Origin of the sequence: Kitasatospora sp. NBC_00315, assembly GCF_041435095.1 — a bacterium.
Lineage (GTDB): Bacteria > Actinomycetota > Actinomycetes > Streptomycetales > Streptomycetaceae > Kitasatospora.
In genome coordinates, this window is record NZ_CP108025.1 from 5171606 (window position 1) to 5186225 (window position 14620).

Annotated in this window: 11 protein-coding genes and 1 rRNA gene; 10 read left to right on the plus strand and 2 right to left on the minus strand. The window is 71.8% G+C overall.

Annotated features, from left to right (window positions below):
- Nucleotides 1-6: 6 nt before the first annotated feature.
- Complete coding sequence (locus OG823_RS21495) at nt 7-1692, plus strand: DUF5719 family protein (RefSeq protein ID WP_371481197.1); 1686 nt, start codon at nt 7-9, stop codon at nt 1690-1692.
- Nucleotides 1693-1757: 65 nt separating this feature from the next.
- On the opposite strand, the gene OG823_RS21500 is transcribed toward OG823_RS21495, so the two are convergent.
- Nucleotides 1758-2210 (minus strand): metallopeptidase family protein, encoded by a 453-nt coding sequence (locus OG823_RS21500; protein WP_371481198.1) that lies wholly within the window; start codon nt 2208-2210, stop codon nt 1758-1760.
- Nucleotides 2211-2321: 111 nt separating this feature from the next.
- Between OG823_RS21500 and OG823_RS21505 the strand changes: the two genes are divergently transcribed.
- The 7 genes from OG823_RS21505 (at nt 2322) to OG823_RS21535 (ending at nt 9902) form a co-directional block, all read left to right on the plus strand.
- Nucleotides 2322-2768 carry a DUF3499 domain-containing protein gene (locus OG823_RS21505; RefSeq protein WP_371481199.1) on the plus strand — a complete coding sequence of 149 codons (447 nt, stop codon included), beginning with the start codon at nt 2322-2324 and terminating at the stop codon, nt 2766-2768.
- A gap of 157 nt (nt 2769-2925) precedes the next feature.
- Nucleotides 2926-4311 carry a phosphomannomutase/phosphoglucomutase gene (locus OG823_RS21510; protein ID WP_371481200.1) on the plus strand — a complete coding sequence of 462 codons (1386 nt, stop codon included), beginning with the start codon at nt 2926-2928 and terminating at the stop codon, nt 4309-4311.
- A gap of 162 nt (nt 4312-4473) precedes the next feature.
- Nucleotides 4474-4656 carry a Trm112 family protein gene (locus OG823_RS21515; RefSeq protein ID WP_371481201.1) on the plus strand — a complete coding sequence of 61 codons (183 nt, stop codon included), beginning with the start codon at nt 4474-4476 and terminating at the stop codon, nt 4654-4656.
- 81 nt (nt 4657-4737) lie between these two features.
- Nucleotides 4738-6039: an SIS domain-containing protein gene (locus tag OG823_RS21520; protein WP_371481202.1), complete on the plus strand. Its 1302-nt coding sequence runs from the start codon at nt 4738-4740 to the stop codon at nt 6037-6039.
- Between the two features lie 313 nt (nt 6040-6352).
- Nucleotides 6353-7330, plus strand: coding sequence for a cation diffusion facilitator family transporter (locus OG823_RS21525; RefSeq protein WP_371481203.1), 978 nt, complete (start codon nt 6353-6355; stop codon nt 7328-7330).
- A gap of 300 nt (nt 7331-7630) precedes the next feature.
- Nucleotides 7631-9079, plus strand: coding sequence for an adenosylhomocysteinase (ahcY, locus tag OG823_RS21530; RefSeq protein WP_371481204.1), 1449 nt, complete (start codon nt 7631-7633; stop codon nt 9077-9079).
- 190 nt (nt 9080-9269) lie between these two features.
- Complete coding sequence (locus OG823_RS21535) at nt 9270-9902, plus strand: hypothetical protein (protein ID WP_371481205.1); 633 nt, start codon at nt 9270-9272, stop codon at nt 9900-9902.
- Nucleotides 9903-9968: 66 nt separating this feature from the next.
- Here OG823_RS21535 and OG823_RS21540 read toward each other — a convergent pair whose 3' ends face one another.
- Nucleotides 9969-11075, minus strand: coding sequence for an RDD family protein (locus tag OG823_RS21540; RefSeq protein ID WP_371481206.1), 1107 nt, complete (start codon nt 11073-11075; stop codon nt 9969-9971).
- A 259-nt stretch (nt 11076-11334) separates the two neighbouring features.
- On the opposite strand from OG823_RS21540, the gene OG823_RS21545 reads away from it, so the two are divergent.
- Entirely contained in the window at nt 11335-12339 is a 1005-nt protein-coding gene (locus tag OG823_RS21545) for a stage II sporulation protein M (RefSeq protein WP_371481207.1), read from the plus strand.
- 571 nt (nt 12340-12910) lie between these two features.
- Nucleotides 12911-14434, plus strand: a 16S ribosomal RNA gene (locus OG823_RS21550).
- Nucleotides 14435-14620 lie beyond the last annotated feature (186 nt).

The following is a 14620-nucleotide window of genomic DNA, read 5'->3' on the forward strand; positions in this document are numbered from 1 at the left end:
CCCGCGATGAAGAAGCCCACGTTCAAGATCCCCTCGCAGGTCTCCCGGACGGACGCCCCGGACGACCTCGCGGCTCCGGAGGGCGCGGCCGCCCCCGGGCCCCGGGCGGCCGGTGGTCTGACCAGGACCACCCAGTCGCTGCTGGCCGCCGCCGTGGTGCTCGCCGTGGTGTTCGGCGTCGCCGAGCTGCGGCCGCCGGCCGCCGCCTCCGACGCGGCCGGCACGGCGACCAGCGCCCAGGTCCAGCGCACCGCCGTGGTCTGCCCGCAGCCGCTGCAGGGCCTGACCGGTACCACCGGGCTCACCGCCTACAGCCCGGCGGGCGCGCCGGCCACCGGCGGCTTCGGCTACGTCACCGACCTGGTGCCGCCGCCCGCCGCGCCCTCCGCCGCGCCGTCCGGTTCGCCCGCCGCCGCTGCGGCCTCGCCCGGCCCGTCGACCGCGGCCACCCCGGCCGCGGCCCCGTCGACCGCCGCCGCGCCCGCCGACGCCCGGCTGGTGCTGGCCAAGCCCGGCGTGCCCGCGACCGCCCCGGCGGCGAACGGCGACACCGCCCCGGGCACCACGGCCACCGCCACCGACGGCTACGCCCCGGGCTTCACCGTCAGCCAGACCACCACCGTCACCGAGCAGCGCGGTCTCGGCCTGTCCGGCACCACCTGCGGCACGGCCGGGACGGACTTCTGGTTCGCCGGCGCGAGCACCGTCACCGACCGCACCGACTACGTCAGCCTGACCAACCCGGGCACCGTCCCCGCCGTCGTCGACCTCAAGCTCTACGGGGACAAGGGGGCGATCGACAACGACGCCGCCAACGGCATCACGCTCGCCCCCGGCACCTCGCAGGCCGTCCTGCTCTCCACCCTCACCAAGGGAGCCGTCGCCGACCTCGCCGTGCGGGTGTTCGCCCGCAGCGGCCGGGTCGGCGCCGCCCTGCACGCCGCCGACGGCAACAAGGGCGCGGACTGGGTGCCGGCCTCGGCCGCCCCCGCGCCCGTCCAGGTGCTGCCCGGTCTGCCCGCCGACACCGCCGCGGCCCACCTGGTGGTGGCCGCCCCGGGCGACGACGACGCCGATCTGAAGATCGAACTCTCCGGCAAGAACGGCTGGTTCACCCCGGCCGGTCACGAGTCCGTCCACGTCAAGGCGGGCATGGTGGCCTCCGTCGACCTCGGGAAGGTCACCCGCGACGAGGTCGCCTCGCTGCGGGTGTCGCCGACCGACGACAAGCACCCGACCCCCGTGGTGGCGGCCCTGCGGGTCGACCGCACGGCCGCGAACGGCAAGTCGGACGCCGCCTGGCTCTCCGGCGCCGTACCGGTCGGCGCGCGGGCGAGCATCGCCGACAACCGTGGCGGCGGGGCCACGACGCTCTACCTCACCTCGACGGGTGACGCCGCGACCGTGAAGGTGACGTCCTCGGCGGGCTCCGCCGGCGGCACCCCGGTCACCAAGGAGGTGCAGATCCCGGCGGGCGGCACGGTCGGGCTGCCCGCCCCCGAGCCGGAGGGGCTGAGCGGCCCCTTCGCGATCACCATGGAGACGGTCTCCGGCGGTCCGGTGGTGGCGGCCCGGATGCTCGCGATCACCACCAAGGACGTGCCGATGTTCACCATCCAGTCGCTGGCCGACGACCGCAGCACCGTGCGGGTCCCGCGCGCCGACCAGGATCCGGGCCTGCTGGTGCGCTGAGCCTGGTGCGCTGAGCCGCTCGCCGACGAGGAGGAGGGGGTGTCCCGGCCGGGGCACCCCCTCTCTCACTCCTCGTCGTAGCGGGGATCGATCGCGTCCGGGGACAGCCCGAGCAGCTCCGCCACCTGCTCGATCAGGATCTCGTGCACCAGGGCGGCCCGGTCCTCGCGGGACTTGGCCCTGATCTCCACCGGCCGCCGGTACACCACGATCCGGCTCTTGCGGCCCTGCTTCGCCTGCACCACGCGACCCAGCGGCACGCCGCCGTCCGGATCGGTCTCGCCCGGCCCCGGCTCCGGCACCTCCTGGACGGCGAACTCCACGTCGATGAGCTGCGGCCAGCGCCGCTCCAGCCGCTCCACCGACTCGCGCACGTAGTCGTCGAACAGTTCGGAGCGGGTGAGCGAGATCGGCACCTGGGGCGGCGCCAGCGGGCCGCGCAGGCCACGGCCGTGCCGGTCGCGGTGCCTGGGGCGGCGCGAGGGCCCTGTCGATGACTGCGGTCCGGAGCTGTTCATATCACTGTCGAGCGTAGTCCTTGCACGCTCCGAAGTGGACCACCCCGGCAGCAACTCACCGGCCGGCCGGACCACCGGCCCACCGGCCCCGCCACCGGCGCGGCGGGGCCGGTGGACGGCGACACGACGCACTCACCGGGGGCAGGTCTTCGCTCCCCGGGGAGGAGTGCGGTACCGTCCACCCTCGTGAGCTCTGTACGTCGTTGTTCGCGGACCGCGTGCGGCCGTCCGGCCGTCGCGACGCTGACGTACGTCTACGCGGACTCCACGGCCGTCCTCGGCCCGCTCGCCACCTACGCCGAGCCGCACTGCTACGACCTGTGCGCCGAACACGCCGAGCGCCTCACCGCCCCCCGGGGCTGGGACGTCGTGCGGCTGGCCGCCGAGGCCGGTCCGCTGCGCCGCAGCAGTGACGACCTGGAGGCCCTCGCCAACGCCGTCCGCGAGGCCGCCCGCCCGCAGGAGCGCACAGCCCGTCAGGGGCGCTTCCCCGGCAGCGATCCCTCCGAGGCCGGCCGCCGAGGGCACCTGCGCGTGCTGCGCTCCCCGGAGAACTGACCGCGTTCCGCCCCCTTCCGGCTGGTCCGGGGACCGGAGCCGTCATCCGGCCCCGGTACGCTGCCCCTCTGACCGAGTGACCGGCCGCTGCCGGACCCGGCCGATCGTGACCAGGGGCGACCAGCCCGCAGACCGGAAACATCAGGGTGGAGCCGTAGTGCGCGACCTCAAGCAGCTCGTGAAGGCGTACGACGTCCGAGGCGTCGTGCCGGACCAGTGGGACGAGAGCCTGGCCCGCGCCTTCGGCGCCGCGTTCGTCAAGGTCACCGGGGCGGCCGCGATCGTCGTCGGCCACGACATGCGCCCCTCCTCGCCGTCGCTGAGCCGCGCCTTCGCCGAGGGCGCCGCCGGGTACGGGGCCGACGTCGTCGAGATCGGACTCTGCTCGACCGACCAGCTGTACTACGCCAGCGGAAAGCTCGACCTGCCCGGCGCGATGTTCACCGCCAGCCACAACCCGGCCGAGTACAACGGCATCAAGCTCTGCCGGGCCGGCGCGGCCCCGGTGGGCCAGGACACCGGCCTGACCGAGATCCGCGAGCTGGTCGAGTCCTGGACGGCCGAGGACGACACCGTCACCGTCCCGGTTGTCGACGTCAAGCCCGGCGCGCTCTCCACCCAGGACAGCCTGCGCGGCTACGCCGACCACCTGCTCGGCCTGGTCGACCTCACCGCGATCCGTCCGCTCAAGGTCGTGGTGGACGCCGGCAACGGCATGGGCGGCCACACCGTCCCCACCGTCTTCGACGGCCTGCCGCTCGACCTCGTCCCGATGTACTTCGAGCTGGACGGCACCTTCCCCAACCACGAGGCCAACCCGCTCGACCCGAAGAACCTGGTCGACCTGCAGGCCGAGGTGCGCCGGGTCGGCGCCGACATCGGCCTCGCCTTCGACGGCGACGCCGACCGGTGCTTCGTCATCGACGAGCGCGGCGAGCCCGTCTCGCCCTCCGCGATCACCGCCCTGGTCGCGGCGCGCGAGATCGCCCGCGCCCGGGCGGCCGGGGAGGCCGAGCCGGTGATCATCCACAACCTGATCACCTCCTGGACCGTCCCCGAGGTCGTCCGCGAACTCGGCGCCAAGCCCGTCCGGACCAGGGTCGGCCACTCGTTCATCAAGCAGGAGATGGCCGTCACGGACGCCGTCTTCGGCGGCGAGCACTCGGCGCACTACTACTTCCGCGACTTCTGGCGGGCCGACACCGGCATGCTGGCCGCCCTGCACGTGCTCGCCGCCCTCGGCGGGCAGGCCGGCACGCTGTCCGAGCTGACCGCCGAGTACGACCGCTACGCGGCCTCCGGCGAGATCAACAGCACCGTCGCCGACCAGGCCGACCGGGTCGCCGCCGTCCGCGCCGTGTACGGCGAGCTGCCGGGCACCAGCCTCGACGAGCTGGACGGCCTCACCGTGGCCGGCGACGACTGGTGGTTCAACCTGCGCGCCTCCAACACCGAGCCGCTGCTGCGCCTGAACGCCGAAGCCAGGGACGAGGTGAAGATGGCCGAGGTCCGCGACGCGGTCCTGGCCATCGTCCGGGCCTGAGCCCGTCGTCCGGTCCGAGCGACCCGGACGAGCCGCTCGTGGGCCCGCGCGGTGACGTGCGGGCCCGGCTCTGACCTCCGGGGTGCCCCGGCCGGTAGGGTGACTACCGGCCGGGGCACCGCCGTGCCGCCCCTCCCCGTGAGATCTGGAGCCTGACGCCCGATGAAGCTGGAACCCTTCCTGCTGGAGATCCTGGTCTGCCCCCAGTGCCGGGCCGCGCTCACCGAGGGCGGCTCCGAGGAGCAGCCCGAGCTGGTCTGCACCGGCGAGAGCTGCGCACTGGCCTACCCGATCCGCGACGGCATCCCCGTCCTGCTGGTCGACGAGGCCCGCCGCCCCTCCTGACCCGGGCCCCGCACCGGGCCCAGGCCGGTCCCCGCCGGATCGGCCCCGTCGGTAGCACCTCTCAGAGCCGGAGGCCAGCGCATGCTCGACGACACCCTGCTCGACGATCCGGCAGCCCTCCAACGGGCCGACCACGACCACGCGCTGCTCGCCCTCGCCGGGGTCGGCGCCCGGGTGCGCACCGCCCTGCGCCTCGCGGACGCGGCCGGGCTCGCCGCGCTGCGCCCGGAGGGCCGCCCGCGCGGTGTGCTGGTCGCCGGCCACGGCAGCGCCCTGACGGCCGGCGAGATGCTCGCCGCGGTGGCCGGCACCGCCTGTCTGGTCACCGTCCTGCCCCCGTCCGACGCGGGCCCGGTCGCCCGGGAGGACCGGCGGCTGCGAGCCCCCGCCTTCACGGCCGGACTGAGCTGGCAGCTCCCCGGCTGGGCCGGTCCGCTCGACCTGCTGGTGATCGCCACCGCCGACGGCGACGAGCGCGGCCTGATCGGCCTCGCCGAACAGGGCTACGCGCGCGGCTGCGCCATCGCCGTGATCGCCCCGGCCGGCAGCGGCCTGGCCGAGGCGGCCCTGCAGGTCCGCGCACTGCCGCTGCCCTTCGTCCCGCCCGCCCTGCCCGACCAGGAGGACCCGGACGGCCGTGCCGGCGCCACCGGCCGCGGGGTGGCCGAGCCCGACCTGCCCGCCGAGGACCCGGGTGCGCTGTGGGCCTTCCTCGCACCGCTGCTCGCGCTCGCCGAGAAGACCGGCGTCACCCAGCTCCCGTCCGGCTCCCTGCCGGCCACCGCGGACCGGCTGGACGAGAGCGCGGTGCGCTGCCGCCCGGACGCCGCCGCGTACATCAATCCGGCCAAGGGCCTGGCCGCCCGGCTCGCCGGTACCGTCCCGCTGCTCTGGGCCGAGGGCCCGCTGGCCGCGGCCGCCGCGAACCGGTTCGCCGCGCTGCTCGCCGACCGGGCCGGGCGCCCGGCGCTGGCCGGGTCGCTGCCGCAGGTGCTGCTCGCCCACCGGGGCATGTTCGTCGGGCAGTTCGGGGCCGGTGCGGATCCTGACGACTTCTTCCGCGACCGTATCGACGAGCCGGACCCGCTGCTGCTCCAGGTGCTGCTGCTGCGTCACACCCCGGGCCGCAGCGGCCCGGACGGCTCCGACGGCGGCGCCGAGGGTCGGGGCGAGGACTCGGGCGGGCCGTACGAGCAGCCGGCCGACGACGACGCGCCGCGCGGGCTCGCGGTGTCGCGGGCCCACCGGCTGGCGGCCGCCCACGAGGTCCGGCTGACCGAGTTCGCCAGCGGCCGCCAGGACCGGCTGCACGCGCTGGCCGATCTGGTGGCGCTGACCGACTTCGCCGCCGTCTACCTCGGTCTGGCGGCCGAGGCGGGCTGACCGGCCGACCGACGGCCGACCGACGAGCGACGACCGACGAGCGACGGCCGACGATCTGCCGAGGCTGACCGAGACCGGCCGACCGAGGCCGACCGACGGCCGACCGGCGTGACGCGGCCGTTGACGCGGCGTGCCCCGACGGTCCGACGGGTGGCGCTCCGACAGCTGCCGGTCCGACGGGCGGCCGGAGCCCGGCCGCCGACCCCGGCCGGGATACCGTATGCGCTCGACAGCACAGCACAGCACAGCAGGAGCGCGGCACAGTGCGGCGCAGGCCGGAGCACCGGCCCAGTCGGAGGGAACGAACCCGAGCATGAGTACCGAAGGCGGGACCAAGGCACTGGTGGCGGCACTGTCCGCGAACCTGGCGATCGCGGCGGCCAAGTTCACGGCCTTCGGCTTCACCGGCTCCTCCTCGATGCTCGCCGAGGGCGTCCACTCCGTCGCGGACTCCGGCAACCAGGTGCTGCTGCTGGTGGGCGGCAAGCGCGCCCGCCGGGAGGCCGACGAGGAGCACCCGTTCGGATACGGGCGCGAGCGCTACATCTACGCCTTCCTGGTCGCCATCGTGCTGTTCAGCGTCGGCGGCCTGTTCGCGGTGTACGAGGGCTACGAGAAGATCCACGACCCGCACGAGCTCCGCGGCTGGGGCTGGGCGGTCGGGGTCCTGGTCTTCGCGATCCTGATGGAGGGCTGGTCCTTCCGCACCGCCATCAAGGAGTCCACCAAGGCCAAGGGCACGCTCGGCTGGGTGCAGTTCGTCCGCCGGGCGAAGGCACCGGAGCTGCCGGTCGTCCTGCTGGAGGACACCGGCGCGCTGATCGGCCTCGTCCTGGCCCTGCTCGGCGTCTCGCTCACGGTGATCACCGGCAACGGCGTCTGGGACGGCGTCGGCACGCTCTGCATCGGCATCCTGCTGGTGGTCATCGCGGTGGTGCTGGCGGCCGAGACCAAGTCGCTGCTGCTCGGCGAGTCGGCCGACAGGGACACCGTGCAGCGGATCCGGGAGGCGCTGATCGACCACGACGCCGTCACCCGGGTGATCCACATGCGCACCCTGCACCTCGGGCCGGAGGAGCTGCTGGTGGCGGCCAAGATCGGGGTCAACGCCGAGGACAGCGCCGCCCAGGTGGCGGAGGCGATCGACGCGGCCGAGGTCAGGGTCCGCCGGGCGGTCCCGATCGCCCGGGCGATCTACCTGGAGCCGGACGTCTACAGCGAGGAGAAGGCCGCCGCCGGGGACGACCCGCAGGCCACGCCGGGCGGGCCGGGCCCCTCGGCCGCCCACTGAGCGTCCTCGTCCGCCGGCCGGTACGGCCGGATCCAGCCGTACCGGACCCGGCTTCCCGGGTCCTCGGTGTAGATTCGTCAGCAGAGCCAAACGTCGCTGCTGATGGCGGTCGATCGGTCACGGGCGGTCAGCCGCCCCCACCTGGTCGAGGGAGAGAGGTCCTCCGACGGATTGTGCCGTGCAGCAGGGAGCCGGTTCGCCGGCGGCCCTGGCGTTGCCGCGCATCCGCGGCCGCGCCGTGCTGCGACGCACACCGGACCTTGGCCCACGCCCCATCCCCATGCAGCGAGGAGCAGACGCATGTCGTCGAACACCACCGGTGACTTCAAGGTCGCCGACCTCTCCCTGGCGCCGTTCGGCCGCAAGGAGATCCAGCTGGCCGAGCACGAGATGCCCGGCCTGATGTCGATCCGCGAGGAGTACGCGGCCGCCCAGCCGCTGGCCGGCGCCCGGATCACCGGCTCGCTGCACATGACCGTGCAGACCGCCGTCCTGATCGAGACCCTCACCGCGCTCGGCGCCGAGGTCCGCTGGTGCTCCTGCAACATCTTCTCGACCCAGGACCACGCGGCCGCCGCCATCGCGGTCGGCCCCGAGGGCACCGTCGACAACCCCGCCGGTGTGCCGGTGTTCGCCTGGAAGGGCGAGACGCTGGAGGAGTACTGGTGGTGCACCGAGCAGGCGCTGACCTGGCCGAACGGCCAGACGCCCAACATGATCCTGGACGACGGCGGTGACGCCACGCTGCTGATCCACAAGGGCGTCGAGTTCGAGAAGGCCGGCGCCGCGCCGGACCCGTCGACCGCCGACAACGACGAGTTCCGGATCATCCTGGAGCTGCTCAACCGCACCCTCACCGAGACGCCGCGCAAGTGGACCGAGGTCGCCGCCACCATCAAGGGCGTCACCGAGGAGACCACCACCGGTGTCCACCGCCTGTACGAGATGCACCGTGACGGCAAGCTGCTGTTCCCGGCCATCAACGTCAACGACGCCGTCACCAAGTCGAAGTTCGACAACAAGTACGGCTGCCGCCACTCGCTGATCGACGGCATCAACCGTGCCACCGACGTCCTGATCGGCGGCAAGGTCGCGGTCGTCGCCGGCTACGGCGACGTCGGCAAGGGCTGCGCCGAGTCGCTCCGCGGCCAGGGCGCCCGGGTCATCATCACCGAGATCGACCCGATCTGCGCCCTCCAGGCCGCCATGGACGGCTACCAGGTCACCACCCTGGAGGAGGTCGTCTCGATCGCCGACATCTTCATCACCACCACGGGCAACAAGGACATCATCCTTGCCTCGCACATGGAGCAGATGAAGCACCAGGCGATCGTCGGCAACATCGGCCACTTCGACAACGAGCTCGACATGGCCGGCCTGGCCAAGCTCCCCGGTGTGGTGAAGACCGAGGTCAAGCCGCAGGTCCACGAGTGGCGCAAGGCGGACGGCCGCACCATCATCGTGCTCTCCGAGGGCCGCCTGCTGAACCTGGGCAACGCGACCGGGCACCCGTCCTTCGTGATGTCCAACTCCTTCGCGAACCAGACCATCGCGCAGATCGAGCTCTTCACCAAGACCGAGGAGTACCCGGTCGGCGTCTACGTGCTCCCCAAGCACCTGGACGAGAAGGTCGCCCGCCTGCACCTGGACGCGCTGGGCGTGAAGCTCACCGTCCTCTCGCAGGACCAGGCCGACTACATCGGCGTCCCGGTCGAGGGCCCGTACAAGGCGGACCAGTACCGCTACTGAGCCCCGCAGCGAACGCACGGACGGCCGGTGCCCTCGGGCACCGGCCGTCCGTGCGTCCGGGCCGTCCGTGCGTCCGGGCCGTCCGTGCGTCCGGGCCGTCCGTGCGTCCGGGCCGTCCGTGCGTTCGGGCGGAATGCCGGCGACGCCCGCCGAGCGGGGCGGACCGGGGCGGCGGCATAGGCTTCGGTCCATGCCCAACGGCCGCTATGCGCTCTTCGACACCCACGATCACGCCCTGCTCGGCGAGGAGCGCTTCAGCTGCGCCCCCGGCCCGGCCGGCTGGCGATACGTCTCCAAGACGTACGGCCCGGACGGCGGCACGCTCGGCACCGTCGACCTCACCCTCGACTCGCGCGCCCGCCCGCTGCGGATGGAACTGCGGGCCGGCGGCTGGCAGGTGCGAGGCGGCGCGGTCGACGGAGTGGCCTGGGTGCGGACCGGCGCGGCCGACCCGGCGGGCGGGAGCGCCGCCGAGGGCCACGACCGGGCGCACGGTTTCGCCGGACGCTCGCCCGGCTTTCTGGTCGCCACCGCGCGGATGCTCCGGCTGGAGCCGGGGGCCGGCACGCGGGTGCGGCTGGTCGCGTTCACGGAGCCGGTGCTGGCGCCCCGCACCTTCGACCAGGGCTGGCTGCTGGAGGGCACCGACACGCACGAGACCGACACCGGCCCGCTGCTGGTGGAGCGTTACCAGGTGGCGGACCTGGAGACCGGGGATCAACAGGTGATCCACCTGGCGGGGGACGTGGTGCTGGCCGCGCCCGGTGTCGAGCTGGAGGAGCTGGCGTCGCCCCCCAACGTGTGGCCGGACTTCACCGTCTGATGCCCGGCGCCGGGTGCCGTGACGCCTGATGCCGTGACGCCTGGACGACGCTGTCGTCGGCCGCCGTCAGGCGGGCGGGGCGAAACCGGCGTCGGGGGCGGCCGCGGGCTTCGCGAGGGAAGCCGGCGCGACCGCGGGCGCCTGTGCGGGGGCGGGCACCGGCGCGCCGGGACCCCAGGCGGGCGGCGCGGCCGTGGACGCGCCTTCGGAGGCACCCTGCGGGCCGCTCTCCGCCGCCCGGACCGCGTCGACCCGTACCGGGGCGGGCACCGCCGGCCGGGGCGGGTACGGGTACGCGGGCTGCTGGGGCAGGTACGGGTACGGCTGCTGGGGCGGCGCGGCCACCGGCTGCGGGCCGGCCGGCCAGGGCGCGGCCCCCGCTGCCCAGGCCGCGGGCTGCCGGGCCGCGAAGGCATTCGCCCGGGCCCACTCGCGGCGCTGCCGCTCGGCCAGTACGGCACCGAGGTAGGCGGCCGGGTGCACCCCGGGCGGTGCCGGGTGGCCGGTGCGCGCGGCCAGATCCCCGGCCAGGCTCACGGCCATGGTCTGCGCCACCTGCGGGTCCAGCTGCCCGAGCCGCCCGAGCAGCTGCCGGATCGCCAGCCAGAGCCCCTCCGGGACGGCCGAGAGGTCCAGCGCCACCAACTCGCCGCCGAGCGCGTGCATCAGCTGCGGCGGCAGCGGCGGCAGGGAGACCCCGCCGCGTCCCGAACCGGGGACCCGCTCGCGCACCACCAGGGTGCCCGCGAAGATGTCGCCCAGCCGGCGCCCCTCGGGGGAGATCAGGGAGCAGATCAGTGCGGGGATCCCGCTGAACGAGATGATCTCGAAGAAGCCCACCAGGCCGCGGACCAGCGAGTGCCGGAACCGCACCGGGCCGCCGTCCCTGCGCACGACCCGCAGGCCGAGCGCGAGTTTGCCGAGTGACCGGCCACCGGACAGCGTCTCCACCATCACCGGCACCGCCACCAGGAAGAACACCATCATCGCGAGCACGGTGGCGGCCACGGCGGCGTCGTCGATCTCGGAGGCGGTCAGCGCCAGGACGAAGATCGCCACCAGGAAGGCCGCGGACTCGACCAGCAGGTCGAGCAGGACCGCCAGCGCTCGACTGGGGACCTTCGCCGCCCGTAGGCCGAGGACGACCGCCTCACCCGTCACCAGGTCGCTCACAACACCCGTCCGTTCCACTGCGTCGCCGACCGGGGAGAGGTGGCCGTCGGCCGGCACCGCGCAGACCGCCCCCGCGTCCCGTGGTCTGCAGCCGCCAACATACGGGCAGCCGCACCCGCCCGGGAAGGGCGGTCCGGCGCCGCCTGCGGCGGCCCGTCCGGGCTCTGGCAAGCTAGCCCCGCCCGTCTCTCTCCACAGCCCCACCTCCCGGCCTTCCGCATCCCGACCTTCCGCTTCTCCCGATCATGGAGCGTGCCGCATGGACCTGGACGTCTTCGTCACCACTCACCAGGGGGAGTGGGCCCGACTGGACGCCCTGATCAGGACGCGGCGGCTCACCGGCGAGCAGGCCGACGAGCTGGTGACCCTCTACCAACGGGTCACCGGACACCTGGCCAAGGTGCAGGCCGCCGCCCCCGATCCCACCCTCGAAGGGCGGCTGACCACCCTGGTCGCCCGCGGCCGTGACGCGGTGACCGGCAGTCGCAGTACCGGCTGGCACGACGTCGGCCGCTACTTCGCGGTCAGCTTCCCCGCCACGCTGTACCGCTCGCGCCGCTGGTGGATCCCGGTCGCCGTGGTCTCGCTCCTCGGCGCGGCCCTGGTCGCCTGGTGGGTGGCGAACCACCCGGAGATCCGTGACAGCCTCGCCGCGCCCGCCGAACTCCATGAGATGACCAGGCCGGGCGGTGCCTACGAGGCGTACTACTCCGACCGCCCCGCGAGTTCCTTCGCGGCCCAGGTGTGGACCAACAACGCCTGGATCGCCGCGCAGTGCCTGCTGTTCGGCATCGCCTTCGGCATCCCGGTCCTCTACGTGCTGGTCGGCAACGTCCTCAATCTCGGCATCGGGATCGGTCTGATGGCCTCGGCCGGGCGGCTGGGCCTCTTTCTCGGCCTGCTCGCCCCGCACGGCCTGCTGGAACTGACGGCGGTGTTCGTCGCCGGAGGTCTCGGGCTGCGTCTGGGCTGGACGATCGTCGATCCCGGCGCGCGCGACCGGCAGACCGCTCTGGCGGAGGAGGGCCGCGCCATGATCGGGGCGGTCATCGGGCTGGCCGTGGTGCTGTTCGTCAGCGGCATCCTCGAAGCCTTCGTGACTCCCTCCGGCCTGCCCACCTGGGCGCGAATCTCCATAGGCGCGCTCGCCGAGGTGCTATTCCTGCTCTACGCCCTGGTGCTGGGCCGCAGGGCGGCCGCCGGCGGCGAGTTCGGCGACGTGGACGCGGCGGACCGAGCGGACCTCCAGCCCGTCGCGGGCTGACGGTGATGTGCTGACCATGCCTCTGACCTGCTAGTCTTCTGACATCCCGCACGGACCATTGACGTGGTCCAAGAGGGCTAGTAGACTCAAACGGTTGCGTCGGACTGGACAACGGTCGGGCGCGGGCGCTAGTGTCTCCGACACCGCCGAATTCGAGGCAGAAAGCATTTACGGATGCCTGCTCGATGAGGTTGAAACCCTGGAACTGAGCACATCGAAACCTTTGATAGGCTTCGGAGCGAAGTCGCAGGAAATCCCCTCAGCGGGAATTCAGAGAATCAAACGGCCGGTAAAACGGACCGCGCGGATCTGATAAGCTGAGAACACGAAAGAACGAAGCGCCCGGAGAGACCGTGAGAGCGGCTCGAAGGAAGTGTCCGTTCCTTGAGAACTCAACAGCGTGCCAAAAGTCAACGCCAGATATGTTGACATCCCCGGCCCGGGTCGTTCGATCCGGGTTGGAGATTCCTTTGGTAACAAAACACTAGCGAGGACGCAGTGCGCGGGGCTTCCCTATTCCGGGGGTCGCCGCGCCGCTCAACGCGGGTGGCCGCTCGATTACGGGCAGACATTCACGGAGAGTTTGATCCTGGCTCAGGACGAACGCTGGCGGCGTGCTTAACACATGCAAGTCGAACGGTGAAGCCCTTCGGGGTGGATCAGTGGCGAACGGGTGAGTAACACGTGGGCAATCTGCCCTGCACTCTGGGACAAGCCCTGGAAACGGGGTCTAATACCGGATATGACCTTCCTCCGCATGGGGGTGGGTGTAAAGCTCCGGCGGTGCAGGATGAGCCCGCGGCCTATCAGCTTGTTGGTGGGGTAATGGCCTACCAAGGCGACGACGGGTAGCCGGCCTGAGAGGGCGACCGGCCACACTGGGACTGAGACACGGCCCAGACTCCTACGGGAGGCAGCAGTGGGGAATATTGCACAATGGGCGAAAGCCTGATGCAGCGACGCCGCGTGAGGGATGACGGCCTTCGGGTTGTAAACCTCTTTCAGCAGGGAAGAAGCGCAAGTGACGGTACCTGCAGAAGAAGCACCGGCTAACTACGTGCCAGCAGCCGCGGTAATACGTAGGGTGCGAGCGTTGTCCGGAATTATTGGGCGTAAAGAGCTCGTAGGCGGCCTGTCGCGTCGGATGTGAAAGCCCGGGGCTTAACCCCGGGTCTGCATTCGATACGGGCAGGCTAGAGTGTGGTAGGGGAGATCGGAATTCCTGGTGTAGCGGTGAAATGCGCAGATATCAGGAGGAACACCGGTGGCGAAGGCGGATCTCTGGGCCATTACTGACGCTGAGGAGCGAAAGCGTGGGGAGCGAACAGGATTAGATACCCTGGTAGTCCACGCCGTAAACGTTGGGAACTAGGTGTTGGCGACATTCCACGTCGTCGGTGCCGCAGCTAACGCATTAAGTTCCCCGCCTGGGGAGTACGGCCGCAAGGCTAAAACTCAAAGGAATTGACGGGGGCCCGCACAAGCAGCGGAGCATGTGGCTTAATTCGACGCAACGCGAAGAACCTTACCAAGGCTTGACATATACCGGAAACGGCCAGAGATGGTCGCCCCCTTGTGGTCGGTATACAGGTGGTGCATGGTTGTCGTCAGCTCGTGTCGTGAGATGTTGGGTTAAGTCCCGCAACGAGCGCAACCCTTGTTCTGTGTTGCCAGCATGCCTTTCGGGGTGATGGGGACTCACAGGAGACTGCCGGGGTCAACTCGGAGGAAGGTGGGGACGACGTCAAATCATCATGCCCCTTATGTCTTGGGCTGCACACGTGCTACAATGGTCGGTACAAAGGGCTGCGATGCCGCGAGGCGGAGCGAATCCCAAAAAGCCGGCCTCAGTTCGGATTGGGGTCTGCAACTCGACCCCATGAAGTTGGAGTTGCTAGTAATCGCAGATCAGCATGCTGCGGTGAATACGTTCCCGGGCCTTGTACACACCGCCCGTCACGTCACGAAAGTCGGTAACACCCGAAGCCGGTGGCCTAACCCGTAAGGGGAGGAGCCGTCGAAGGTGGGACCAGCGATTGGGACGAAGTCGTAACAAGGTAGCCGTACCGGAAGGTGCGGCTGGATCACCTCCTTTCTAAGGAGCACATAGCCGGATGTGAGCGAATGTCTCACACGGTTGCTCATGGGTGGAACGTTGACTATTCGGCACGGTTCGGTCTCATCGACCGCGAGTACTGCGCTTCGGCGCGTGGAAAGCATCCGGTGGGGTTGGGTCGTGGCGGGCACGTTGTTGGGTCCTGAAGGAACGGCCGTGATGGTC

Excerpts from the sequence above, each read along its gene's own strand:
- OG823_RS21535 (WP_371481205.1), top strand. The coding sequence starts at position 9,270 with ATGCCCAACGGCCGCTATGCGCTCTTCGACACCCACGATCACGCCCTG.
- OG823_RS21515 (WP_371481201.1), top strand. The coding sequence starts at position 4,474 with ATGAAGCTGGAACCCTTCCTGCTGGAGATCCTGGTCTGCCCCCAGTGC.
- OG823_RS21520 (WP_371481202.1), top strand. The coding sequence starts at position 4,738 with ATGCTCGACGACACCCTGCTCGACGATCCGGCAGCCCTCCAACGGGCC.
- ahcY (WP_371481204.1), top strand. The coding sequence starts at position 7,631 with ATGTCGTCGAACACCACCGGTGACTTCAAGGTCGCCGACCTCTCCCTG.
- OG823_RS21500 (WP_371481198.1), bottom strand. The coding sequence starts at position 2,210 with ATGAACAGCTCCGGACCGCAGTCATCGACAGGGCCCTCGCGCCGCCCC.
- OG823_RS21525 (WP_371481203.1), top strand. The coding sequence starts at position 6,353 with ATGAGTACCGAAGGCGGGACCAAGGCACTGGTGGCGGCACTGTCCGCG.
- OG823_RS21545 (WP_371481207.1), top strand. The coding sequence starts at position 11,335 with ATGGACCTGGACGTCTTCGTCACCACTCACCAGGGGGAGTGGGCCCGA.
- OG823_RS21495 (WP_371481197.1), top strand. The coding sequence starts at position 7 with ATGAAGAAGCCCACGTTCAAGATCCCCTCGCAGGTCTCCCGGACGGAC.